Source organism: Pseudomonas sp. FP1154, from assembly GCF_030687245.1.
In the GTDB taxonomy this organism is placed as follows: Bacteria; Pseudomonadota; Gammaproteobacteria; order Pseudomonadales; family Pseudomonadaceae; genus Aquipseudomonas; species Aquipseudomonas rhizophila.
In genome coordinates, this window is the sequence record NZ_CP117465.1 from 82,240 (window position 1) to 104,176 (window position 21,937).

Consider the following 21,937-nt stretch of genomic DNA (forward strand, 5'->3'; position numbering starts at 1 on the left):
TTTGGCGCTAGATAGCTACCGGAGGCATGGACATGAGCCAGAGCATTTCGCCCGCCGCTTCAACTGTGCAAAAAACAGGCATGGTCGCCACGACCTTATGGGGCTCGGACAAAATCGCAGGTATCGCGGTCGATCCGGACGGTGCTATCTGGCTTGGCGCTTATAGTCGCCTGGGACTAGGGGGCGAAGAGGATTCAGGCTTCACCGGCAGCCTGGTCCGGTTCAATGCCAACGGTAGCCTGGACCGCAACTTCAGTGGCGACGGTAAATCCCTCCTCCCGGTGTCGCTCGATATCGAGGACGGCGGCAATGCCGCCGTGCAGCCGGGCGGGGGCTACCTGGTGGCGCGCTACGTGAAAGTAGGCGACGCCTGGGTGTCGGGCGTCAGTCGTAACTTGGCCGACGGCAGCCTCGACACGAGTTTCGGGAACGGCGGCACCGTGACAGTGCCTTTCTATTGGAATGAAGATCTAGGCCAGCAAGCGTCGTTCTCCGTGCAACGCGACGGCAGCTTTTTCGCCAGCGCTGGATATCCCTCTGGGGAGATCTATATCGCCCGCTTCGACGCGACGGGGGCCTTGATTTCGTCTTTTGCAGAGGCCGGGGTCCTGCACCTACCCGCGACCGTCGGCATTCACCCCAGTAGCACGTTCGACGTTTCGCTGCAGGGAGATGGGAAGGTATTGGTCACGGGGCAACATACCCTGACCCGCCTCAACCCGGACGGTACGCTGGATAGCAGCTTTGCGAACGGCGGCAGCCTGGCCCTCGATGTCCACGCAGACGCCCTCGTCATCCAGGATGATGGCAAAATCCTGCTGGCGGGCGCCTCGGGCGGCGTGGCGACCGTCATCCGACTCAATGCCGACGGTTCACTCGACACCGGTTTCGGTGAACAGGGTCGGGTAAGTTGGGGCTCAGAAAGCGCTCCTTTCGCAGTCGCCGACATGATCGTGCTGGCCGACGGCAAGCTGTTGATTGGTGGCAGCCAAGGTACCAGCGCGGACGGCTATCTGGCCGCCCTGGTTCAGCTGAACCCCGACGGTCGCCTGGACCACAGCTTTGGCAACCCCGACGACGGCTATTACCACCTTGACGGTGGCGGCGATGCTGACTTCTTGCTCGGTACCGCCTCGTTCGACGATGCAATCTTTGGCGGAGCCGGAAACGATCTGCTCGATGGCCAGCAAGGTCGTGACCTGCTGACGGGCGGTGCCGGGGCCGATACCTTCCGTTACCAGTCAGTCACCGACAGCTACCGAACCGCGACCGCGGCCCATAGCGACCGCATCATCGACTTCGACCCCAGCAGCGATACCCTCGACCTCTCCTCCCTGGGCTTCCTCGGGCTGGGCAATGGCCATGACGGAACGCTGGCGATACGCGTCAATGAAAGCGGGACGCGGACCTACCTCAAAAGCTTCGAGGCCAACGCGGATGGGGAACGCTTCGAAGTGGTCTTCGACGGTAACTTGGGCCAAACGCTGAATGAAACCAATCTCCTGTTTCAGCAAGCCAGGTTGATGGGCACCGAAGGGGACGATCGTTTACAAGGCAACGCTCGAAGCGAAATCATCGAAGGGTTCGCGGGCGATGATCGCCTTTATGGCGCGCTAGGGAATGATGTGTTGGTTGGCGGAGAGGGCCGGGACCTGTTGGTGGGTGGCGGTAACAACGATGTATTCCGCTTCGACGGACTGAGCGACAGCTACCGTACCGCCACCGAAAACCACACTGATCGCCTGATGGACTATACCGCGGGTGAAGACACGATCGACTTGTCCGCTTTGGGCTTTACCCGACTGGGGAATGGTTACGACGGCACGTTGGATGTGGTGGTCAATGAAGCCAAGAACCTGACTTACTTGAAGAGCTACGAAGCCGATGCAGTTGGGGCTCGATTTGAGTTGAGCTTGGTAGGGGATCACTCCGGTTACCGTGATTTGAACATTGTCTTTGCCGAGCCTTCGGAAGAGGAGGCTATTCAATTGATTGGAGTGGCTAACGACGTCTGGGTGTAGAGCGCAAACGGCATCACGCCAGCCTGGGAACAAGGCCTGGAAGCTGCCCGAGCCCACGGCGGCAAGCAGGCCTATTCTTCAAAAACTGGATCGCCATCCCTGAATTCACACAAACCGCTTTTTGTGGCGAGGGAGCTTGCTCCCGCTTGAGTGCGAAGCACCCATAAAAAAGCCCACCACGTTTTCAATACCCGCCCGCCGAGCAGCCAACACACAAAACCCTGTGGCGAGGGGATTTATCCCCGCTGGGCTGCGCAGCAGCTCCAAACAGTCAACGCGGTCTGTCTGATATACCGAGAACTACAGAGTCTTAATCTAGATGTCTGCTTTGGCCGAAACGCCGGTTGCGAACGGCAGCAGTCGGCCAAAAGCAGACATTCGCCCGCATATTTTACGATGCCCTACCGTTCTAATTGGCGTTGCCTCAGAATATCGGTCCACTAGCGGCTGGATGGAACCACCATGCGCATCGTCACAGACTCCCGGCCAAACGAAATCCTCAGGCTTGAGGATCTCCTGGAGGGCTACAACTATACTGTCTGGATAAATACCTACGGGCCTTTTGACTTGGACCGGACACTTGAAGAGCAACTGGCCCACTCCGTAAGCAAAAACGCCATCGTGAGCAACCAGACTAGCGTGTCTCCAAGCAAAGCACGTCGCGAAGCATTAGAACTACTTTTGCACCCGGGTGATGACGCCTACGGCCCGATAGACCTTGCTGCAAAACGCTCAGAAATCCTAGAGCTGGCCAAGTCCCTGTTTACTTCTGTGAATCTCGACCAAGCCAAAGCCATCACTTCATTCTTGCTTGTTAAGGGCCATCCGGCTTATCCGGTGTACTCGGGTTTTTCCTTCGATATCCAAGCCCATGGAAAGCGATGGATTCTGATGGGCAGCAGCAGTGACTGAGGTGGAGGCCTGGCTTTCAAAGTCCGCTTTGGGTCGGTTTCTGCCTGTCGTCAACTCCCGTTCCTAGCTGACTTTTGCCAGAGCTGATTGGTTCGCCTGATCCAGCACGGACATTCTAGGACCTGCCTTGAAAAAGCTGACAAAGGGTCATGGCAATTTGACATATCGAGTTTTCTAGCCTTAATTGTTGTAGTACTTTTATTACGGAGTACGGAGGCAGGGATGAAACTTAAATGTGGCTTTGGCGTGCTGATTATTGCGCTGTTAGTGTCAGGGTGTGCTTCTCAGCAAGATAATTATCAAGCATCAGATCCGTTAGCAGGTGCTTCGCCAACATCAGATGAAATTGATCCCGGTGTTGTTAAAGTGGTTGACGGGAATAATCATGGATTAGTGCGAGTGCTGTTTGCAACTAATCGTGAGCTCCTGGTCAAAAATCGTTGCCTGGGAGCATACTCCGGTAAAAGAGGGGTGTATGGCAGGCTAAACTATGGTCATTGCATGGTAAGTATTCCAGTGGGGCATGAAGTAGGCGAGATTGAATTGCGACGCTGGTATCAACTAGTCGAAGATCCTAACAAGCATGTTTCCATTTTGGGGGGTGGTACGATAAATGAAGCTGAATTCAAGGAGGTAGTGCGGCGCGGTTTGAATAATGGAGATGGAGCATCGCTGATATTTGTTCATGGATTTAATGTTAGTTTTGAAGATGCTGCGAGACGAACTGCTCAATTAGCTTATGATCTGAGTTTTAAAGGAGTGCCAGTTTTCTTTAGCTGGCCTTCCAATGGCAAGGTGTTGACTTACAACGGTGATGAGGAAAGCATCATCTGGTCTGAAGATGCTATATACAGCTTTCTGGTAGATTATCTTTCAAACCCCGAATTGAAGCAGGCGTTTTTGATAGCTCACAGCATGGGTGGGCGTGGTGTCTTAGAGGCACTGAAGAGGATCAGCGCGACTCGTCCTGAGCTAAGGGGCAAGTTGAAGGAAGTGGTTTTGGCGGCGCCTGATGTGGGGCGAGAGCTCTTTACTGATACCATCGCACCAATTATTCTCAACGAGAATTATCCAGTTACTGTGTACGGTTCAAAAAACGATAGGGCGCTAAAACTTTCTTATAAACTGAAAACATACGATCGGTTAGGCGGTGTTCCTGCAGTTGTGGATGTGTGGAAAGGTGTAGATTTTATAGATGCCAGCGACGTGAAGACTGATTTTCTAAATCATTCGTATGGGATTGGCTCAGATACTGTTCTTTCCGACATCGTTTCTTTGTTTTCCGGCAACCGGCCTCCTCAGAGAAATCGTTTAACAGCGGTGGAAGCGAATAATGGAATATATTGGAGACTCACCAAATAGTGAAGAAAGGGCGGCTTAGGTCGCCCTCTTTCTTTTCGTGCGCCCGGCAAGAGGAAGTGTTAGCTAGAGGCAAGGGTGTCGCGGGTGACTGCGAATCAGGATGAAGCCCGAGGCAAAGTAACGGGGGCATGGTATTGATGCTGATTGACCGCTCCTGGCCGTTTTCGGTCACTCTTGGAGGGCGGGAGGCAAAAAGAAACCCGACGCAGGACGCCGGGTTTTTTCATTGGCAAACGCTTACCTATTGCCGCGGCTCCACGTTATCCAACACCCGATTCGCCAGCAACGAACTCAGCTCAATCAACTGCTGAATCCCCTGCGCCACATGACGCCTCGATCCATCCAGATCAAACGCCAGATCACTCACCATGGCATCAGCCGAAGCCAGGGTTTCGCTGAGGTTGGCGAGCAGGCATTCGTTATCGAGGCCTTTCACGACGGTGTATAGCTGCCCCGGTTTGGGGTTGTCTTGGGATTTATCCGGTTTCGGTAGCAAGTAGTGATCGAGCACCCGTTTGGTGGTTTCGTCTTGCTGCTTGGCTTTGGATTTTGCGGATTTGGAAGTGGAATCTGCTTCTGGCGGATTCGGCGTTATTTTGAACATAGGTATGTCTTCTCAGTTAGGCCGCAACCATTTCGCTACTAAACGATAGGGTGGCGGCTGTGCGCAGGTTAGTAGACCGGTGACATACCTAAAACCGGCGCGCCCGAGGGCGCCATGCGCACAGCCACCATCGAGTGCAGGCGAATGCCTAACTGATGAGACTCATGCAACCGGATGTCATCCGGGCTACTAAACCCGACCACTGATGGGCAGTGGCAGGAAGACAATAGAACCCAGGGACAAGGCGCACAAGCGGGCGGATTCTGGCGTAGTTGTAGGCAAAGGCGCAAGGATGCGTGGCTTGATAGAGGGTGTAGGTGGGGGCTGTAGGAGGAAGGTTTTTTGGTGATGCGGGTGGGGTGTTCGGCTCTGGAACTGGGGCGATTTCATCGCGAGCAGGCTCGCTCCCACAGGGCTCGGTATTCGGCTCGACACAAGTCCCCTGTGGCGAGGGAGCTTGCTCCCGCTGGCCTGCGCAGCAGGCCCCTGCATTTCTTCGGGCAAACCGCATCGTCCGGTTTTGCGTCTGCTACGCAGCCGAGCGGGAGCAAGCTCCCTCGCCACGGGGGCTGTCTGGCTGACTAAACCGCTTTCCAAATCTTTTATGGCAGCTTGCCATTCGTTATAGATAATCTATCTGCGAATCATTAGCATTGCCTGCATTGGTTTCCCATTTCCCCGCAGGTACTCACTCCATGCTATTTCCATCTCGCCTTACGCTGCTGGCTGCATGTTGCTCAGTCAGTTTTCTTGCCCAAGCGGCAGAGCCTATTGAATTGGGAGCGACCGACGTTACTGCCAGTGCGATCAAACCCAACTCCAACACGCTACCAACGCCCTATGCGGGTGGTCAGGTGGCGAGGGGAGGCCAGATGGGGGTGCTGGGGAATCAGGACAACATGGATGTCCCGTTCGTGATGACCAGTTACACCTCGCAGTTGATTGAAGATCAACAAGCTGAAGACGTGGGGGATGTGCTTCTCAATGACCCGTCGGTGCGTCAATCCTATGGGTTTGGTAACCAATCCCAAGTGTTCGTGATTCGAGGCTTGCCGCTTAACAGCGACGACATTTCATACAACGGGTTGTATGGCGTCTTACCGCGTCAAATTCTGTCGACGGATGCTATCGAGCGTGTCGAGGTGTTCAAAGGCCCCAACGCGTTTATCAACGGTGTCAGTCCGACGGGTTCGGGTCTTGGGGGAGGCGTCAACTTGCAGCCTAAACGCGCAGAGGATGTGCCGACGCGTCGCTATACCCAGGACGTCAGCACCGATGGCCGCATTGGCGAGCATTTGGATATCGGGCAGCGATTCGGCGAGGACAATCGGTTTGGCGCCAGGTTGAATCTGAGCCAGCGGGAAGGTGAAACAGCGATCGACAACCAGGATCAGCGCACAAAGTTGTTCGTTGCGGGCTTGGACTATCAAGGTGATAACTTCCGCGTTTCCACCGATTTCGGGTATCAGAAACAACGTATCAATGGACTGCGCAATTCGGTGAATATCGGGAGCGCCACCCGCATTCCCACGGCTCCGCACGCCAGCCACAATTATGGGCAGGACTGGACTTATTCCGAAACGGAAGACACCTTCGGCATGGTTCGTGGCGATTGGGATCTGAACGAAAACTGGACCGCATACCTTGCCGGTGGTGCAAAGCACACCCGAGAAACCGGGGTGTACGCCACACCGACACTGGTCGGCAATAACGGCGTAGCGACGATCGGTGGCTCAGAGATTCCTCACAATGAAGACAACACATCGTTCAGTGGCGGGTTGAACGGGCGCTTTAACACGGGCCCTGTTTCCCACCAAGTTGCGATCGGTGGCTCAACGATTTGGACCGAGCAGGAAAACGCGTACACGTTCTATCGTTCCGTTACCGGGAACAGCAATATCTACAACACCCCGAAGCTTCCTAAGCCGACTGCGGTATCCAGCACGGGCGGTGAAATGGGGGATCCCGGGGTGACCGGCAAAACCCGCAACCGTAGCCTGGCGATTTCCGACACCTTGGGCTTGTTCGATGACACATTGCTGGTCACTTATGGTGTCCGTCGTCAGCAGTTGCGTGTCGAAAACTATAAGTACGATGGCACCACTTCAAACGGTGTAGCCAATCCAGCAAACGATGGCAGTCGTAGCGCGCTCTATGATGAAGCCATTACCACGCCTGTTTATGGCATCGTCTACAAGCCTGTGGAGAGCGTGTCGCTCTACGCCAACCGAATCGAAGGCCTTGCAAAAGGGCCAGTGGCGTCCGGTACCGGCATCACGAACCTGGGCCAAGCCTTTCCCCCTGGCCGCACCAAACAGTTGGAAGCGGGGATCAAGTTGGACCTGCAAACCTTCGGTGCCAACTTGGGTGTTTTCCGTATCGAGAAACCTTCCGATGGGTACGTCGACAACGCGCAGAGGCTCTATGTGCGTGATGGTGAGCAGGTCAACAAGGGGCTGGAGCTCAGCGTTTTCGGCGAACCCATCGAAGGCCTCCGGTTGATGGCCGGCGGTACCCGCATGACGTCTGAGCTGAAAAAAACCGCTGGCGGTCTCAACGATGGCAATCACGCCATTGGCGTGCCAACGTTTCAACTCAATGCCAGCGTAGATTGGGACGTTCCGGGTATCGACGGTGCCGCTCTCAGCGCAAGGATGTTGCGTACTGGCGGGCAGTACGCGGATCAGGCTAACAACCTGAGCCTGCCTACCTGGAACCGTTTCGACGCCGGCGCACGTTACAAGATGAAATTCGTGGAGAAAGACCTGACGTTGCGCGTCAACGTGGAAAACATTACCGATAAGAACTACTGGGCCTCGGCAAACGGCGGCTACCTCTCGCAGGGTGATCCGCGCTTGGTGAAGTTTTCGGGGACTATCGATTTCTGAGTGAAAAGGGGATTTGAAAAGGGGAAAGCGTTGGCGAGTGCCCCAAGCTTTGAATGCTAGGCTTGGTCTCTGAGATATCTTGTGGCGTATGGCTGCTTTGGGTGTCTAAGCGCCATGGTTGCTTCTGGCCGAGATATAGCGCCAACCCCCGTTGGGGTTTTCCCACGTTTCGTTAGCGAGCCTCCAAGCCCTTGTGTATGCGCATTGTAGTGCTGGCCCTGGTCCTCATGCTGTTCGGCTGCGCTACCGCGTCGGACCCGCCGAGGGGCGAGGGTGGCGATTGGCGGTCCTTCTATGTGGTGAATCATGGCCTGCATACCGGGTTGGTCATTGCGCGCCCCGATCTGCTTCAGGTGCTTCCCACACTGGCCGAAGCGTTCAGCGACGGCGACTTCGTTGAGTTCGGTTGGGGCGACGAGGATTTTTACCGAGCCCCACAGGCCACCTTGAGCCTCGCCCTGCAAGCCTTGTTCGGGTCGAAGGCAACCGTGCTGCATGCGGTCAAGATTGACGGGGACCCCAGGCGGCGTTTCGCCGCAAGCGAGGTCATCGAGGTGCGGGTGACGGAGGACGGCTACCGACGACTGCTCGCGTTCGTGGCCGGAACCTTCACTCACTCAGCGACGGGCACCTTGGTGGTGCTCGGGCCTGGCCTGTATGGAGAGAGTCGGTTCTACCAGGCCGAGGGTCGCTATTCGCTGTTTTATACCTGCAATACCTGGGTCGCAGAGGCGCTGGCCGCGAGCGGTTGCCCAATGTCACCTAAGGCGGTGATTACGGCGGGGAACGTCGTGTCGCAGTTACGCCGGGCGACAGCGGTCGGTGCATCCTGCGTTGACTGAAAAGGGGACAGTGCTCGAAAGGGGATAGAATTTGCTGGAAATAAATCTGTCCCCTTTTTGGGTCCCCTTTTTGGATATCTGAATTTTACAGTTCCTCTTTTCGCAGAGTTCATGCGTCGCCAGGAATGAGGGCCTGCAATGTGTGGCGAGGGGATGATCTCCTCGCCACACAGCTTGATGGTGTTGCGGTTAACGTGGGTCGACGTTATCCAACACCCGATTCGCCAGCAACGAACTCAGTTCAATCAACTGCTGGATACCCTGCGCCACATGGCGCCTCGATCCATCCAGATCAAACGCCAGATCACTCACCATGGCATCAGCCGAAGCCAGGGTTTCGCTGAGGTTGGCAAGCAAGCATTCGTTATCGAGGTCTTTCACGACGGTGAATAGCTGGCCCGGTTTGGGGGCGTCTTGGGATTTATCCGGTTTCGGTAGCAAGTAGTGATCGAGCACGCGTTTGGTGGTTTCGTCTTGCTGCTTGGCTTTGGATTTTGCGGATGTAGAAGTGGAATCTGCTTCTGGCGGATTCGGAGTTATTTTGAACATAAGCTTCGGTTCCAGATGTGATGCCGACACCCCGAAGCTACTAAACAATGGGGTGGCAGCTGTACGCAGGTTAGTAGACCGGGGAACCGAAGAAGCCGGCGCGCCTGAGCGCCCTGCGTACAGCCACCATCAAGAACAGGGTCGGGCCCTGTTTGAGAAGCGCTTGTACAACTTCGATTACCTCGGGCTACTAAACCCGACCACTGATGGGCAGTGGCAGGAAGACAATAGAACCCCGGGACAAGGCGCACAAGCGGGCGGATTCTGGCGTAGTTGTAGGCAAAGGCGCAAGGATGCGTGGCTTGGTGAAGGTGTGTAGGCAGGTTCCGTAGGAGTGGGGTTTGCCGGCGATGCGGGTGACTTGTTTTGGTCTGGAACCGAGTCGATTTCATCGCGAGCAGGCTCGCTCCCACAGGTGAATGGCGGTGGGAGCGAGCGTTCTGTGATGGCTTTATTTGCGTTTCAGCATCTCCGGCAACTGCGCCACCAGCTTCTGGTTATTCAACGGCGCACGAATAAACCCGCGTTGAGTACCGTCCGGGCCAATGACTGCGAGGTTGCCGCTGTGATCGACGGTGTAGTTGGGTTTGCTGGTGTCCGCCGGGATGAACGGAATGCTCACCGCGTTGGCCAGCTTCTGCAGGTCTTCGATCGATGACGGGGTCAGGCCGATGAACTGCGGGTCGAAGTAGCCCAGGTACTGCTTGAGTTGCTTGGGCGTGTCGCGGTTCGGGTCGACGCTCACCAGTACGATCTGCAATTTATCCACAGCCTCGGGCGGCAGTTCGCTTTTGATCTGGCGCAGTTGGGCGAGGGTGGTCGGGCAGATGTCCGGGCAGAAGGTGTAGCCGAAGAACAGCAGGCTCCATTTGTCTTTCAATCCGTCCATCGTCACTGGCTGACCGTCCTGGTCGGTCATTTTCACGTCCGGCAGGTTGCGGCTCTGAGGCAGCAGGATGATGCCGGCGTCGATCAGCGCCGTGGGGTCGCCTTCGCCTTTGCCGGTCAGCACTTTATTGATGGTAAGGCCGAGGATCAGCGCGATCACGGCCACGAGAATGAAGACGGTTTTCTGGGTTCGAGTCATAGGCTCAACAGTAAGTAGTGATCTACAAGCAGGGCAATGAACAGCAGGAACAAGTACCAGATAGAGTACTTGAACGTGTTGATCGCCGCGTGCGGCCGACTGCCACGGTACAACACCACGGCCCATTGCAGAAACCGGGCACCCAACACGAGGGCGCAAACCAGGTACAGCAAGCCGCTCATCTGGATCACAAAGGGCATCAGGCTCACTGCCAGCAGCGCCAGGGTGTACAGCAGGATATGCACCTTGGTGTAGTGCTCACCGTGGGTCACCGGCAGCATCGGGATATCGGCCTTGGCGTATTCCTCCTTGCGATGAATCGCCAGGGCCCAGAAATGCGGCGGGGTCCAGGCGAAGATGATCAGCACCAGCAGCAGCGGTTCGGCGCTGACATGACCGGTGGCGGCCACCCAGCCCAGCAACGGCGGTGCCGCGCCGGCCAGGCCGCCGATGACGATGTTCTGTGGCGTCGCCCGTTTGAGGAAACCGGTGTAGATCACCGCATAACCGAGCAAGGAGGCCAGGGTCAGCCAGGCGGTCAGCGGGTTGGTGAACGCCAGCAACAGCGCTTGGCCGGCCACCGCCAGTGCCAGGGCGAAGGTCAGTGCTGCGGCCGGTGAGACTCGGCCTTCGGCCAGTGGGCGTTTATGGGTACGGGCCATCACCGCATCGATGCGCCGGTCCACCACATGGTTGACCGCCGCCGCGCCGCCGGCACACAGGGCGATGCCCAGGTTGCCGAACACCAGCACCGTCCACGGCACCCCGGCGCGGGTGGCGAGGAACATGCCCACCAGCGAGGTGATCAGCATCAGCACCACCACTTTGGGCTTGGTCAGCTCCAGATAATCGCGCCAGATCGCTTGGCTGTGGCGTTCACCGGTCAAGGTTGCCATGGCATCTCTCCTTTTATTGTTATGGGGCTGGGGCCGTGTTTATGCGGGTTGAAGCGCCAGCGCAGCGGGACTTGATGCTTGACCCGGACCAGGCTGGTACGGGCGTGATAATTGACCAACACCAGGCTCAACAACAGCGCGGCGCCTCCGGCGTTGTGGGCCACGGCGACCGGCAGCGGCAGGTGGAACAGCACGTTGCTGATGCCCAGGGTGATCTGGGCCGCCAGGGCTATCAACACCAGCCCGGCTAGGCGTGTCATGCCGACGGTCTTCAATTGCCAGGCCAGCCCCAACAGCACCACCGTCACCAGCAACGCGCCGATACGGTGGGTCAAGTGAATGGCGGTGCGCGCATCGCTGTCGAGCTGGCCACCGAGATAGTTCGGGCCGATGTGCTGGGTCAGATGAAAGCCGTTGGCAAAATCCGCCGGTGGCAGCCATTGGCCGTGGCAGGTCGGGAAATCAACGCAGGCTACGGCGGCGTAATTGGAGCTGACCCAACCGCCGAGGGCGATCTGGCCGATCACCAGCAGTAACCCGGCGGTGGCCCAATGTTGCAGACGCTTGGGCACGGTCAGCGCCGGCAACACACCAGACAATCTCAACGTGAGCAGAAACAGCAGGCTGAGGGTCGCGAACCCGCCCAGCAAATGCCCGGTCACCACTTGCGGCCACAGCTTGAGGGTCACGGTCCACATGCCGAACGCCGCCTGGGCAAAGACCACCGCCAGCAGAAACAGCGGCAGCTTCAAGGGCAGGCCTGGGTGACGCCGGTTCATCCAGGCCCGGGCAGCCAGCACGGTAATCATCAGCCCCAGCAGGCCGGCGAAGTAGCGGTGGACCATCTCGTTCCAGCCCTTGTGGGCTTCCACCGGGGCGTCGGGAAAGTGCAGTTCGGCATGTGCCAGCTGGGCTTCGCTCTTGGGTACGCTGATGAAGCCGTAGCAACCGGGCCAGTCCGGGCAGCCCAGGCCGGCGTGGGTGAGCCGGGTGTAGGCGCCCAGCAGTACGACGATCAGTGCCAGCAACGTGGCAAACAGCGCGAGGCGAAATCCAGGTTTGGCCATGTCGTTGCCCTCATCCGATGTTCGACAGTTTCAACAGATGTCGCAGGTCGTTGAGCAGTGCCTTGCCCTTGACCCGGGCGTCATAGCGCAGCACCAGGTTGCTATGGGGATCGATGATCCACAGCTGCGCTTCGCCGCTGCCTTGGGCGCCTTTCTGATAGGCCGGCAGGTCCAGCGGGTAGCGTTGCAGTTGGGGGTATTCGCGTTGCAGTTGGGCGTCGTATTGCGCGTCCAGCGGCTGGGCGATGGCCAGGGCATGGCTGGCGCGGGAGGCGTCGCGACCCAGGCCGATCTGCACCTGACGGGCCAGGTAGACCAGTTGCCGGCAATCAGCCGAACATTCCTGCGGCGCCGTGACCAGGATCTGCCAGCGCTGCTCATCGGCTTGTACGCCGATCTCGGCGCGGGTCTGGCCGTTGCCGATCAGTTCGCCGTGGTAGCTGCGGCTTTCCGGGACCCAGAACTGGAATTTGTACATGCCGGTGGCCAGGATCATCGGGCCGATCACCCCGAGCACGATCAGCAGCAGTTGTAGGCGCCCCTTGCGACGGTTGCGCGCCGTAGGTGCCTCAGACGTGTTGGTTGGATTCATGGTGGTTCCCATGCTGTCTCCCTGCGTTATGCCATCCGAGATAAAGAAAGAGGCCGAACAGCGCCGCCGCCATGGCGAACCACTGCACGGCATAGCCGAGGTGTTTTTCCGGCCCCATGGCCACTACCGGCCAATCGGTCCGATAGGCGCCGGGGCCACTTTGCTGGCGTAATTGGTAGGCGAAACCGTTGCGGCCCAGTTCGGCCCAGAGCTTGTCCGGCTCGACCGCGGTCACCAGTCGCGGCCACGGCGCGTCGGCTGGGTCGGCGTGGAGCTGGAACGTGGTGCCCGGAGCAACGTAGACCCAGGCTTGAAGGTTCACCGCTTGTTCGGGGGTGCTGAAGGCCGGCGGAGTGCGCCGGTCAGGCCAGGGCAACCAGCCACGATTGACCAGCAGCCAGAGCCCGGTCGCCTGGTCGAGAAAGGGTTGGAGCAACTCCACGCCGACCTTGCCGTCGTGCTGGCGGTTATCCAGCAGGATGCTGTGTTCGGCGTCGAACTGGCCCCGCAGGCTGACCGGTCGAAAGGCCGGGTCCGCCGTGTGTTGCAACTCCACGCTTGCCATCGGCTGCGCCACGCGGCGTTCGGCGTAACTGTCCATGAGCACGCGCTTTTGTTCGCCCCGGCTCAATTGCCAGAACCCCAGGCACACCATCACCGGCAACAGCACGGCTACCACCAGTGACGGCACGATGCCTGGCCGGAAGCCTTTCATGGCGCCGTTCCAAAGCTGTCGAACGAGATAGCTATACTCACGTGCATCGCGTCCCCCCGGAGTGTCCCTAATGCTAAAAGCAGCCATCGTCCTGATGCTGATTGCCACGATTGCGAGCCTGTTCAGCGGCCTGTTTTTTCTGGTCAAGGACGACAGCAGTTCCAATCGCCTGGTCATCGCCCTGGCGATTCGGGTCAGTCTGGCCGCCGCCACCGTCGGCTTGATTGCCTGGGGTTTTTTCAGCGGCCAGTTGGTGTCGCATGCTCCTTGGTAAAGAGCCGCCTTGGTAACGGCTGCCTCAGAGGATGTAGACGAAGAAGAACAAGCCGATCCACACCACATCGACGAAGTGCCAGTACCAGCTCGCGGCCTCGAAGCCGAACTGATGCTCGTTGTCGAAATGCCCGCGCATGATGCGCATCAGCATTACGAACAAAATGATCGTGCCGATGGTGACGTGAGCGCCGTGGAAACCGGTGAGCATGAAGAACGTTGCGCCATAGATTCCCGAGCCCAGCGTCAGGCCCAGCTCTTTATAGGCGTGGATGTATTCCTCGGCCTGGAAGCCCAGGAAGGCGCAACCTAGCAGCACGGTGATAGCCAGCCAGATTTTCAGCGCCCCGCGATGGCCTTTTTTCAGGGCATGGTGGGCGATGGTCACGGTGACGCTGGAACTGACCAGCAGGATGGTGTTGAGCAGTGGCAAGCCCCAAGGGCTGATCACATCCTTGGGCGGTGGGAAGAGCTTGGGGTCGGGGTTGTTCAGCAACGGCCAGACGTATTCGAAGTTCGGCCAAAGCATCTCCGACAGGCCCTTGCTGCCTTCACCGGCCAGACCCGGCGCCGAGATCATGCGCACATAGAACAGCGCGCCGAAGAAGGCGATGAAAAACATCACTTCAGAGAAGATGAACCAGCTCATGCCCCAGCGAAACGAGCGGTCGAGCTGCGCACTGTAGAGCCCGGCGCGGCTTTCCTTGATGACCGCGCCGAACCAGCCGAACAGCATGTAGGCCAGCAACAGGCCGCCGACAAAAAAGATCAGCGGGCCGTTGGAGTCGGGCCGGTCAGCTTTCAGGTCGTTGAACCAGGTCGCCAGGCCGTACACCGTGACGAACATCCCGACGGTGGCGATGATCGGCCATTTACTCTGGGCCGGAACGTAATAGTGTTCGTGAGTTGCCATTTATTGTTCTCCTTATCGGGCACGCTATCGGTCAGTGTTTACAGCCACCGGTGGATGACGAGCGGTGATATCGAACAGCGTGTAGGACAGCGTCAGGTGCTTCACTTCCTTGGGCATGTCCCGGTCAACGATGAAGCGCATGGGCATTTCGATACGTTCGCCGGGTTGCAGCACTTGCTGGGTAAAACAAAAGCATTCGGTCTTGTGGAAATAGGCCGCCGCGTTGCTCGGCGCGATGCTGGGAACCGCCTGGGCGCTCATCGGCCGATCGGTGGGGTTGTGGGCAATGAAGACCATCTCGTTCACGGCCCCCGGCTGAACCACCAATTGGTCGGCTTTGGGATAGAAATCCCAGACCATGTCCACGGAGTTGGTCGACAGGAACTGCACGCGAACCTGGCGCGATTGATCGACGATTTGTTCTCCTTCGTACTGCCCTGCGGTTTTGCCGTTGATGCCGAATACCCGGCACATCACGTCGTAGATCGGCACCAGGGCAAACCCGAAGGCAAACATGGCCACCACTACCACTAGCAGGCGCGTGACCAGTTTCTTCAGCGAAATCGAATCAGCCATGATTTCCAGTCCCTACCGAGAACCCTGTGGGAGCGAGCTTGCTCGCGATGGCGGCGACTCGGTGTGTCAGATACACCGCTATCGCGAGCAAGCTCGCTCCCACATAAGGCCCCGGTGTCATCTATTTCACTTCCGGCGGCGTAGTGAAGGTGTGATACGGCGCCGGAGACGGCACGCTCCACTCCAACCCCTCAGCCCCATCCCACGGTTTGGCCGGAGCCGGCTCGCCGCCGCGGATGGTCTTGATCACGATGAACAGGAAGAACAACTGCGTGGTGCCGAACATGAACGCGCCGATGGACGAGACCATGTTGAAGTCGGCGAACTGCAGGTTGTAGTCCGGGATCCGCCGGGGCATGCCCGCCAGGCCGACGAAGTGCATCGGGAAGAACGCCAGGTTCATGCCGACGAACGACAGCCAGAAGTGCAGCTTGCCGAGGGTTTCGTCGTACATGTGGCCGGTCCATTTCGGCAGCCAGTAGTAGGCCGAGGCGAAGATCCCGAAGATCGCGCCGGGCACCAGCACATAGTGGAAGTGCGCGACCACGAAGTAGGTGTCCTGATACTGGAAGTCCGCCGGGGCGATGGCCAGCATCAGCCCGGAGAAGCCGCCGATGGAAAACAGGATCACGAACGCCACGGCAAACAGCATCGGCGTCTCGAAGGTCAGCGAGCCTTGCCACATGGTGCTGGCCCAGTTGAACACCTTCACCCCGGTGGGCACGGCGATCAGCAGGGTGGCGTACATGAAGAACAGCTCGCCCACCAGCGGAATGCCCACCACGAACATGTGGTGCGCCCAGACGATGAACGACAGGAACGCAATGGCCGCAGTGGCGTAGACCATGGAGGTGTAGCCAAACAACGGTTTGCGGGAGAAGGCCGGGATGATCGAGCTGACGGCACCGAAGGCCGGCAGGATCATGATGTACACCTCGGGATGGCCGAAGAACCAGAACACGTGCTGGAACAGCACCGGGTCACCGCCGCCGGCAGCACTGAAGAAGCTGGTGCCAAAGTGGATGTCCATCAGCATCATCGTCACGCAGCCGGCCAGCACCGGCATCACCGCGATCAGCAGGAACGCAGTGATCAGCCAGGTCCAGACGAACAGCGGCATTTTCATCAACGTCATGCCGGGGGCGCGCAGGTTGAGGATGGTGGCGACCACGTTGATCGCGCCCATGATCGAGCTGATACCCATCAGGTGGATGGCAAAGATAAAGAACGTCACGCTCTCCGGCGCATAGGTGGTGGACAGCGGCGCGTAGAAGGTCCAGCCGAAGTTCGGCCCGCCGCCGGGGGTGAACAGCGTCGACACCAGCATCAGGAAGGCCGCCGGCAACAACCAGAAACTGAAGTTGTTCATCCGTGGCAGGGCCATGTCCGGCGCCCCGATCATCAGCGGGATCATCCAGTTGGCCAGGCCGACGAAGGCCGGCATCACCGCGCCGAAGACCATCACCAGGCCATGCATGGTGGTCATCTGGTTGAAGAACTCCGGCTGCACGATCTGCAGGCCGGGCTGGAACAGCTCGGCACGGATCACCATGGCGAACGAGCCGCCGAGCAGGAACATGGAGAAGGCGAACCACAGGTACAGCGTGCCGATATCCTTGTGGTTGGTGGTCAGTACCCAGCGCATCAGCCCTTTGGCGGGGCCGTGGGCGTGGTCGGCATGACCGTGGTCATCGATCACAGCACTCATGTCCTGTCTCCTTCGAACGAGTGGGCTGGGCGGCGCGCGGCGATGAGCTGCGACCGGTTGCGGGAACAAACGTCAGGCCGGCTCATTGGCTTTCTGCCTGTTTGAGTTCCAGCACTTGTTTAGGCGTAACCATGTCGCCCTTGTTGTTGCCCCAGGCGTTCCGTTCATAGGTCACGACCGCCGCGATATCGACTTCCGACAACTGTTTGCCGAACGCCGCCATGGAGGTGCCCGGTTTGCCGTGGAAGACAATGTTCAGGTGATCAGCCACAGGGCCAGTGGCGATTTTCGAGCCCTTGAGTGCCGGGAACATCGGCGGCAGGCCCTGGCCTTCGGCCTGGTGACAGGCCACGCAGGTGGTGTGATAGACCTTGTCGCCGCGTTCGATGAGCTCTTGCAGGGTCCATTCCTTGCTGGTCAGCTCTTTGAGTTGCGCCGCTTCGGCCTTGCGCTCGGCCAGCCATGCTTCGTAGTCGGGCTTGCTCTTGACCTCGACAACGATGGGCATGAACCCGTGGTCCTTGCCGCACAGTTCGGCGCATTGGCCGCGATACAGGCCGGGCTTGTCGACGCGGGTCCAGGCTTCGTTGACGAAGCCGGGAATCGCATCGCGCTTGACCGCGAACGCCGGCACCCACCAGGAGTGGATCACGTCGGCGGAGGTCACCAGAAAGCGCACCTTGGCATCGACCGGCAGCACCAGCGGTTTGTCGACTTCCAGCAGGTAATGTTCGCCCTTGGCGCTCTGGTTATTGATTTGTTCGGCGGGGGTGGCCAGGTTGCTGAAGAACTCGACGTCCTGCCCCAGGTACTTGTAGTGCCACTTCCACTGATAGCCGGTGACCTGGATATCGATGTCCGACTCGCTGGAGTCGTACATCTTGATCAGGGTCGCGGTGGCGGGAACCGCCATGGCAACCAGGATCAGGAAAGGCACGATGGTCCAGAGGATTTCGACGCGGGTGTTTTCGTGGAAATTGGCCGCGTTCTGGCCGGTTGAGCGGCGGTGCATCATCATCGACCAGAACATGGCGCCGAAGACGATGATGCCGATCACTACACAGATCCAGAAGATGGTCATGTGCAGGTCGAACACTGCATTGCTGATCTGTGTCGCTCCAGGCGCCATATTCACAGTCCAGGCCGCTTGCGCCTGGCTGAAAATCGACCACAACAGGAGGCCCATCCATACGTGTGGATGTCGCGTCATTGCGGGTTCCCCTTATCGTTCTTGTTATCCCGTCGGCGTAACGCCAGCGGCAAGGGATCGGCTACTTCAGACTACCAACTTGACTCGCCGCGCCTTGCTGCACATGCAATCGGGTGTCATCAGCTAACTCCATTCCAAACCGAGTATAGACAGCGACTGCAACCTCGCAACGCGATGGCGTAAATCGTTTGAAACAGGCAGGGCTTGCGCTAGAGCCCACGAATGGAGAAGGATGCGAACCTGAGTGATGGCAAACCGATATAACTGCGACGTATCAAGGATGAGTAGGTTTATGAAAAATAGGTCTTAGGAGTGTTTTTGCGCCAGCTAAGTTATGTCTTCCTTATTTCATTGCCTTGTTCCCTGGAGTTGTCATGAACACCGCCGCATTGCGCGAGCAGATCCAAAAAGCCCAACAACATGAGGCCGAAACCGGCCAACTGACGCGTCAGCTGGAAGCTCAGCTGCCGAACCTGCACGCCGCGATCCAACTGCCGGACATCGACGCCAAGGGCGTGATGACCCGCTTTGTCACCGCGTATATCGAGCAAGTGCCCGACCTGCTGGACGCAGCCAACGAGGTGGCCCGCGAAGCTGGCATCGAATCGCAGATCAAACCGGTGCTGAAAATCGCCGAGCAGTTTTTCCTCCAGCCACCCAAGGTCATGGAGGGTCACGTTGGCCTGGACAGCCTGCTGGACGAAGCCTACCTGGCCCATCGGCTGGTGGAGGAGGTCAACGACCTGTACATCAAGCACTTCGGCCAGCCGCTGATTCCGTTGGATATGACGGTGGCCAACCTGATCGCTCACCATTTGATCGGCGAACCCTTTGCCAATCAACTGGATGAAGCGGTGCATCACGCGGTCGATGAAATGCTCGACGAAGACAGCTTTGCGCTGGAGTCGGTGGAGTCTTACCGGGAAAAACTCAGCAACCCGGACACGGGCGCTGCCTGGAAACGCTGGCCGTGCCTGTCGCGGCAGTTGGGAGTAGGGCTGGAGCTGGATCAGCCGGCGGCTTGATCTGGCTGAAACACTCATCCCCCTTGTGGGTGTTCACAAAAATTGTGTCCACCACAGATCCCTGGGGGAGCGAGCCTGCTCGCGATAGCGGTTGAACCTGCAACATTAATGTCGACTGATTCACCGCTATCGCGAGCAGGCTCGCTCCCACATTTTGCTCAAGGTGTCAGGTAGCCGCTGCGCCCACCCCTACCGTGGTGCGCAAGCGCCCTTCCAGCCTGCGCTTGAGCCCACGGGATTCGATCAACAACTTCGAGCCCTTGCTGGCATTCGCCCGGCCCCATTCTTCCAAAAGCTCCAAGCACGAATGGTCGATGTAGCTCAGGTTATTGAGCGGCACATGCACCGTCGCGCCTGTGGGAATGGTGCCCAGCACCTGGGTCAGCGCCGGAACCTTCAGGAAGGTTGCCGCCCCCACCAGTCGCAATTCCATCTCACCCTCCTGGGGCAGATCGATCAGGCTGATTTTCAGTCGGGAAGCTTTCCAGGCCAGTTTTGCCAGGGTCAGGCCGAAACCGATCAATACGCCGGTCAACAGGTCGGTGAAGATGATCGCCAGCGCCGTCGCGGCATAGGTGAACATCGGCATCCGGCCATACCGTCCCAGCCCGCGAAACGCCTTGAGATCCACCAGTTTGAAACCGGTGTACACCAACACACCCGCCAGGCTCGCCACCGGAATGCTCTGTAGCACGCTGGACAGCAGAAGCACGAAGAGCAACAGCCACAGGCCATGGAAAATCGTCGACATCCGCGTGGTGGCCCCGGCCTGGACGTTGGCCGAACTGCGCACGATCACGCCGGTCATCGGCAGGGCGCCGAGCAGACCGCAGAGCATGTTACCGATGCCCTGGGCGGACAGTTCCCGGTCGAAGTCTGCGCGCTCGCCGCTGTGCATGCGGTCCACGGCAGCCGCCGAGAGCAGCGTTTCGGCACTGGCGATGAAAGCGACAGCGAACGCGGCGATCAGCAACGTGGGGTCGGCCAGGTTCAGCAGGTCCGCCGGGCGCAGCCAATCAATGGCTTCGGCGAGGTTCTCCGGGACTTCCACGCGCTTGACCTGCAAGGCCAACAGCAGGCTGGCAATGGTCGCCAGGCCCACGCCGAGCAAGGCACCGGGAACAAAGCGCAAGCTGTGAGGGCGAAACTTTTCCCACAGCCACATCACCGCAATCGTCGACAAACCGAGCAGACCCGCCTGCCAGCCGAACGACGGCAACGCCTGGGCCACTGCCGCAGGGAACGCCGCCAGATTATCCAGCCCCGACGGCTTAGGCACCGCGTCGAGCATCACATGGACCTGGGACAACACGATCAGCACACCGATACCCGCCAGCATCCCGTAGACCACCGCGGGCGCGGTTACCCGGAACCAGCAGCCCAGGCGAAAGCGCCCGGCCAGTAACTGTAGAAGACCGGCCAACAGCAGAATCGGCCCGAGCATCGCGACACCGTGCTGGCGCACCAGTTCGAAGACCAGTACCGCCAACCCGGCGGCCGGGCCGCTGACTTGCAACTTGGAGCCAGCCAGAAAACCCACCACCAGACCACCGATGATGCCGGTGATCAGACCTTTGGCCGGTGGCAGGCCGGACGCGATGGCAATGCCCATGCACAAAGGCAGCGCCACCAGAAACACCACCACGGAAGCCAACAGCTCCCGTGGCAGAACAGCTTTTAATTGAGCAGCACGCATGGCGACTCTCCCGAAGTTTTCTTCAGGCATGGCAAGGCCCGACCGCTCAAATGGCAGGCTGGGCTTGTACCACGCAAGGATGTTTAGGAGTGGTTAGAAGCGCGCTTTAGGCGTCGCCACCGGTATCGGATGGCTGCCATCGAGCGGCAGGAAACAGCCCTGGTCCGCGTCGTAGGCTTTGATCTCGCTGGTCTCGATGTTGTACACCCAGCCATGGATGAACAACTGGCCGTTAGCCATGCGAGAGGCGACCGAGGGATGCGTTCGCAAATGCTGCAGCTGCGCGATCACGTTCTCTTCGGTGAGGATGGGCATGATCTGTTTTTCGTCGCCGCACGGGCAGTTGTCATGAACCATGGTCTTGGCCACTTCGGCGTGGCGCAACCAGGCTTTGACCGTGGGCATTTTTTCCAGAGTGTCGGGATTCAACACCGCACGCATGGCGCCGCAGTCGGAGTGACCGCAGACGATGATGTGCTGCACACCGAGGGCCAGCACGGCGTATTCGATGGCGGTGGAGACGCCGCCGTTCATCTGCCCGTACGGCGGAACGACGTTGCCGACGTTGCGGGTCACGAACAGGTCGCCGGGGGAGCTATGGGTAATCAGCTCGGGCACGATGCGCGAATCGGCGCAGGTGATGAACATCGCCCTGGGCGCTTGCGCCGTGGCGAGTTTCTTGAAGAGCTCTTCCTGCTGGGGAAAGATTTCGTGATGGAAATGCAAAAAGCCGTCAACAATATGCTGCAGCGCTGCATCGGCGGTTTCCGCCTCGGGTTGGGCTGAAGCCGACGCAGCCAACGGCTGTTTATCCTTGTCACTCATGATTCATCCTCTTTGACGGTATAGCGCCAGTGGCTGGTTAAAAAACATCCAGGTCGAAATGTTCGACTTGTCAGTCACTCGATGAACAAGGTAGCGACCGAAACTTAACTCAAACTGAATCAAAGGCTCTAGAACAACGATTACAGGTGTGACCGGGAAGCAAGCGCCGCTCATGC

20 protein-coding genes are annotated in these 21,937 nt (G+C 58.6%); 7 read left to right on the forward strand and 13 right to left on the reverse strand.

From position 1 onward, the window contains the following. The first annotated feature begins 32 nt into the window (after window positions 1-32). From PSH91_RS00385 to PSH91_RS00395, 3 genes are all read left to right on the forward strand, one after another. Complete coding sequence (locus PSH91_RS00385) at window positions 33-2,021, forward strand: M10 family metallopeptidase C-terminal domain-containing protein (RefSeq protein ID WP_305466996.1); 1,989 nt, start codon at window positions 33-35, stop codon at window positions 2,019-2,021. A 462-nt stretch (window positions 2,022-2,483) separates the two neighbouring features. Beyond that, window positions 2,484-2,933, forward strand: a complete 450-nt coding sequence (locus PSH91_RS00390) for a hypothetical protein (RefSeq protein WP_305466997.1) — start codon at window positions 2,484-2,486, stop codon at window positions 2,931-2,933. A gap of 222 nt (window positions 2,934-3,155) precedes the next feature. After that, entirely contained in the window at window positions 3,156-4,295 is a 1,140-nt protein-coding gene (locus PSH91_RS00395) for an alpha/beta hydrolase (RefSeq protein ID WP_080962941.1), read from the forward strand. 241 nt (window positions 4,296-4,536) lie between these two features. Here PSH91_RS00395 and PSH91_RS00400 read toward each other — a convergent pair whose 3' ends face one another. After that, window positions 4,537-4,899, reverse strand: a complete 363-nt coding sequence (locus PSH91_RS00400; protein WP_047230042.1) for a DUF6124 family protein — start codon at window positions 4,897-4,899, stop codon at window positions 4,537-4,539. A 695-nt stretch (window positions 4,900-5,594) separates the two neighbouring features. Here PSH91_RS00400 and PSH91_RS00405 point away from each other — a divergent pair. After that, window positions 5,595-7,787 carry a TonB-dependent siderophore receptor gene (locus PSH91_RS00405; protein WP_305466998.1) on the forward strand — a complete coding sequence of 731 codons (2,193 nt, stop codon included), beginning with the start codon at window positions 5,595-5,597 and terminating at the stop codon, window positions 7,785-7,787. Window positions 7,788-7,984: 197 nt separating this feature from the next. Beyond that, on the forward strand, window positions 7,985-8,629 hold the full coding sequence (locus tag PSH91_RS00410; RefSeq protein WP_288915262.1) for a DUF2459 domain-containing protein: 645 nt from the start codon (window positions 7,985-7,987) through the stop codon (window positions 8,627-8,629). A 189-nt stretch (window positions 8,630-8,818) separates the two neighbouring features. Here PSH91_RS00410 and PSH91_RS00415 read toward each other — a convergent pair whose 3' ends face one another. The 6 genes from PSH91_RS00415 to PSH91_RS00440 form a co-directional block, all read right to left on the reverse strand. Next, entirely contained in the window at window positions 8,819-9,178 is a 360-nt protein-coding gene (locus PSH91_RS00415; RefSeq protein ID WP_047230045.1) for a DUF6124 family protein, read from the reverse strand. Window positions 9,179-9,629: 451 nt separating this feature from the next. After that, the gene (locus PSH91_RS00420; protein ID WP_076383131.1) at window positions 9,630-10,265 is read right to left on the reverse strand and encodes an SCO family protein; all 636 of its coding nucleotides are present in this window, start codon (window positions 10,263-10,265) and stop codon (window positions 9,630-9,632) included. Next, on the reverse strand, window positions 10,262-11,161 hold the full coding sequence (gene cyoE / locus PSH91_RS00425) for a heme o synthase (protein WP_047230047.1): 900 nt from the start codon (window positions 11,159-11,161) through the stop codon (window positions 10,262-10,264). The genes PSH91_RS00420 and cyoE overlap by 4 nt, the downstream gene beginning before the upstream one ends. Continuing rightward, window positions 11,149-12,228, reverse strand: a complete 1,080-nt coding sequence (locus PSH91_RS00430) for a heme A synthase (protein ID WP_047230048.1) — start codon at window positions 12,226-12,228, stop codon at window positions 11,149-11,151. Before PSH91_RS00430 ends, cyoE begins: the two co-directional genes overlap by 13 nt. Before the next feature lie 10 nt (window positions 12,229-12,238). Further along, window positions 12,239-12,832: a hypothetical protein gene (locus PSH91_RS00435; RefSeq protein WP_047230049.1), complete on the reverse strand. Its 594-nt coding sequence runs from the start codon at window positions 12,830-12,832 to the stop codon at window positions 12,239-12,241. Further along, window positions 12,798-13,535 (reverse strand): SURF1 family protein, encoded by a 738-nt coding sequence (locus PSH91_RS00440; protein ID WP_047230050.1) that lies wholly within the window; start codon window positions 13,533-13,535, stop codon window positions 12,798-12,800. The genes PSH91_RS00435 and PSH91_RS00440 overlap by 35 nt, the downstream gene beginning before the upstream one ends. 70 nt (window positions 13,536-13,605) lie before the next feature. Between PSH91_RS00440 and PSH91_RS00445 the strand changes: the two genes are divergently transcribed. Then, window positions 13,606-13,809, forward strand: coding sequence for a twin transmembrane helix small protein (locus PSH91_RS00445; RefSeq protein ID WP_014335867.1), 204 nt, complete (start codon window positions 13,606-13,608; stop codon window positions 13,807-13,809). Between the two features lie 24 nt (window positions 13,810-13,833). Here the strand turns inward: PSH91_RS00445 and PSH91_RS00450 are convergent, their stop codons facing one another. The 4 genes from PSH91_RS00450 to coxB form a co-directional block, all read right to left on the reverse strand. Then, window positions 13,834-14,721: a cytochrome c oxidase subunit 3 gene (locus tag PSH91_RS00450; RefSeq protein WP_047230051.1), complete on the reverse strand. Its 888-nt coding sequence runs from the start codon at window positions 14,719-14,721 to the stop codon at window positions 13,834-13,836. Between the two features lie 24 nt (window positions 14,722-14,745). Beyond that, window positions 14,746-15,297: a cytochrome c oxidase assembly protein gene (locus PSH91_RS00455; protein ID WP_047230052.1), complete on the reverse strand. Its 552-nt coding sequence runs from the start codon at window positions 15,295-15,297 to the stop codon at window positions 14,746-14,748. A 121-nt stretch (window positions 15,298-15,418) separates the two neighbouring features. Then, complete coding sequence (gene ctaD, locus PSH91_RS00460; protein ID WP_047230053.1) at window positions 15,419-17,005, reverse strand: cytochrome c oxidase subunit I; 1,587 nt, start codon at window positions 17,003-17,005, stop codon at window positions 15,419-15,421. 82 nt (window positions 17,006-17,087) lie between these two features. Continuing rightward, complete coding sequence (coxB, locus tag PSH91_RS00465) at window positions 17,088-18,215, reverse strand: cytochrome c oxidase subunit II (RefSeq protein ID WP_047230054.1); 1,128 nt, start codon at window positions 18,213-18,215, stop codon at window positions 17,088-17,090. 374 nt (window positions 18,216-18,589) lie between these two features. On the opposite strand from coxB, the gene PSH91_RS00470 reads away from it, so the two are divergent. After that, complete coding sequence (locus PSH91_RS00470) at window positions 18,590-19,240, forward strand: hypothetical protein (RefSeq protein WP_047230055.1); 651 nt, start codon at window positions 18,590-18,592, stop codon at window positions 19,238-19,240. A gap of 166 nt (window positions 19,241-19,406) precedes the next feature. Here PSH91_RS00470 and PSH91_RS00475 read toward each other — a convergent pair whose 3' ends face one another. Both PSH91_RS00475 and PSH91_RS00480 read right to left on the reverse strand, forming a co-directional pair. Beyond that, a complete protein-coding gene (locus PSH91_RS00475) occupies window positions 19,407-20,936 on the reverse strand; it encodes a SulP family inorganic anion transporter (RefSeq protein WP_047230056.1) in 1,530 nt (509 codons plus the stop codon). Between the two features lie 93 nt (window positions 20,937-21,029). Continuing rightward, window positions 21,030-21,761 carry a carbonic anhydrase gene (locus PSH91_RS00480; protein WP_047230057.1) on the reverse strand — a complete coding sequence of 244 codons (732 nt, stop codon included), beginning with the start codon at window positions 21,759-21,761 and terminating at the stop codon, window positions 21,030-21,032. Between the last annotated feature and the right edge of the window lie 176 nt (window positions 21,762-21,937).

Excerpts from the sequence above, each read along its gene's own strand:
- PSH91_RS00390 (WP_305466997.1), top strand. The coding sequence starts at position 2,484 with ATGCGCATCGTCACAGACTCCCGGCCAAACGAAATCCTCAGGCTTGAG.
- PSH91_RS00400 (WP_047230042.1), bottom strand. The coding sequence starts at position 4,899 with ATGTTCAAAATAACGCCGAATCCGCCAGAAGCAGATTCCACTTCCAAA.
- PSH91_RS00430 (WP_047230048.1), bottom strand. The coding sequence starts at position 12,228 with ATGGCCAAACCTGGATTTCGCCTCGCGCTGTTTGCCACGTTGCTGGCA.
- PSH91_RS00410 (WP_288915262.1), top strand. The coding sequence starts at position 7,985 with ATGCGCATTGTAGTGCTGGCCCTGGTCCTCATGCTGTTCGGCTGCGCT.
- cyoE (WP_047230047.1), bottom strand. The coding sequence starts at position 11,161 with ATGGCAACCTTGACCGGTGAACGCCACAGCCAAGCGATCTGGCGCGAT.
- PSH91_RS00450 (WP_047230051.1), bottom strand. The coding sequence starts at position 14,721 with ATGGCAACTCACGAACACTATTACGTTCCGGCCCAGAGTAAATGGCCG.
- PSH91_RS00435 (WP_047230049.1), bottom strand. The coding sequence starts at position 12,832 with ATGGGAACCACCATGAATCCAACCAACACGTCTGAGGCACCTACGGCG.
- PSH91_RS00475 (WP_047230056.1), bottom strand. The coding sequence starts at position 20,936 with ATGCGTGCTGCTCAATTAAAAGCTGTTCTGCCACGGGAGCTGTTGGCT.
- PSH91_RS00420 (WP_076383131.1), bottom strand. The coding sequence starts at position 10,265 with ATGACTCGAACCCAGAAAACCGTCTTCATTCTCGTGGCCGTGATCGCG.
- PSH91_RS00415 (WP_047230045.1), bottom strand. The coding sequence starts at position 9,178 with ATGTTCAAAATAACTCCGAATCCGCCAGAAGCAGATTCCACTTCTACA.
- PSH91_RS00395 (WP_080962941.1), top strand. The coding sequence starts at position 3,156 with ATGAAACTTAAATGTGGCTTTGGCGTGCTGATTATTGCGCTGTTAGTG.
- PSH91_RS00405 (WP_305466998.1), top strand. The coding sequence starts at position 5,595 with ATGCTATTTCCATCTCGCCTTACGCTGCTGGCTGCATGTTGCTCAGTC.
- PSH91_RS00385 (WP_305466996.1), top strand. The coding sequence starts at position 33 with ATGAGCCAGAGCATTTCGCCCGCCGCTTCAACTGTGCAAAAAACAGGC.
- PSH91_RS00445 (WP_014335867.1), top strand. The coding sequence starts at position 13,606 with ATGCTAAAAGCAGCCATCGTCCTGATGCTGATTGCCACGATTGCGAGC.
- PSH91_RS00480 (WP_047230057.1), bottom strand. The coding sequence starts at position 21,761 with ATGAGTGACAAGGATAAACAGCCGTTGGCTGCGTCGGCTTCAGCCCAA.
- ctaD (WP_047230053.1), bottom strand. The coding sequence starts at position 17,005 with ATGAGTGCTGTGATCGATGACCACGGTCATGCCGACCACGCCCACGGC.
- coxB (WP_047230054.1), bottom strand. The coding sequence starts at position 18,215 with ATGACGCGACATCCACACGTATGGATGGGCCTCCTGTTGTGGTCGATT.
- PSH91_RS00440 (WP_047230050.1), bottom strand. The coding sequence starts at position 13,535 with ATGAAAGGCTTCCGGCCAGGCATCGTGCCGTCACTGGTGGTAGCCGTG.
- PSH91_RS00455 (WP_047230052.1), bottom strand. The coding sequence starts at position 15,297 with ATGGCTGATTCGATTTCGCTGAAGAAACTGGTCACGCGCCTGCTAGTG.
- PSH91_RS00470 (WP_047230055.1), top strand. The coding sequence starts at position 18,590 with ATGAACACCGCCGCATTGCGCGAGCAGATCCAAAAAGCCCAACAACAT.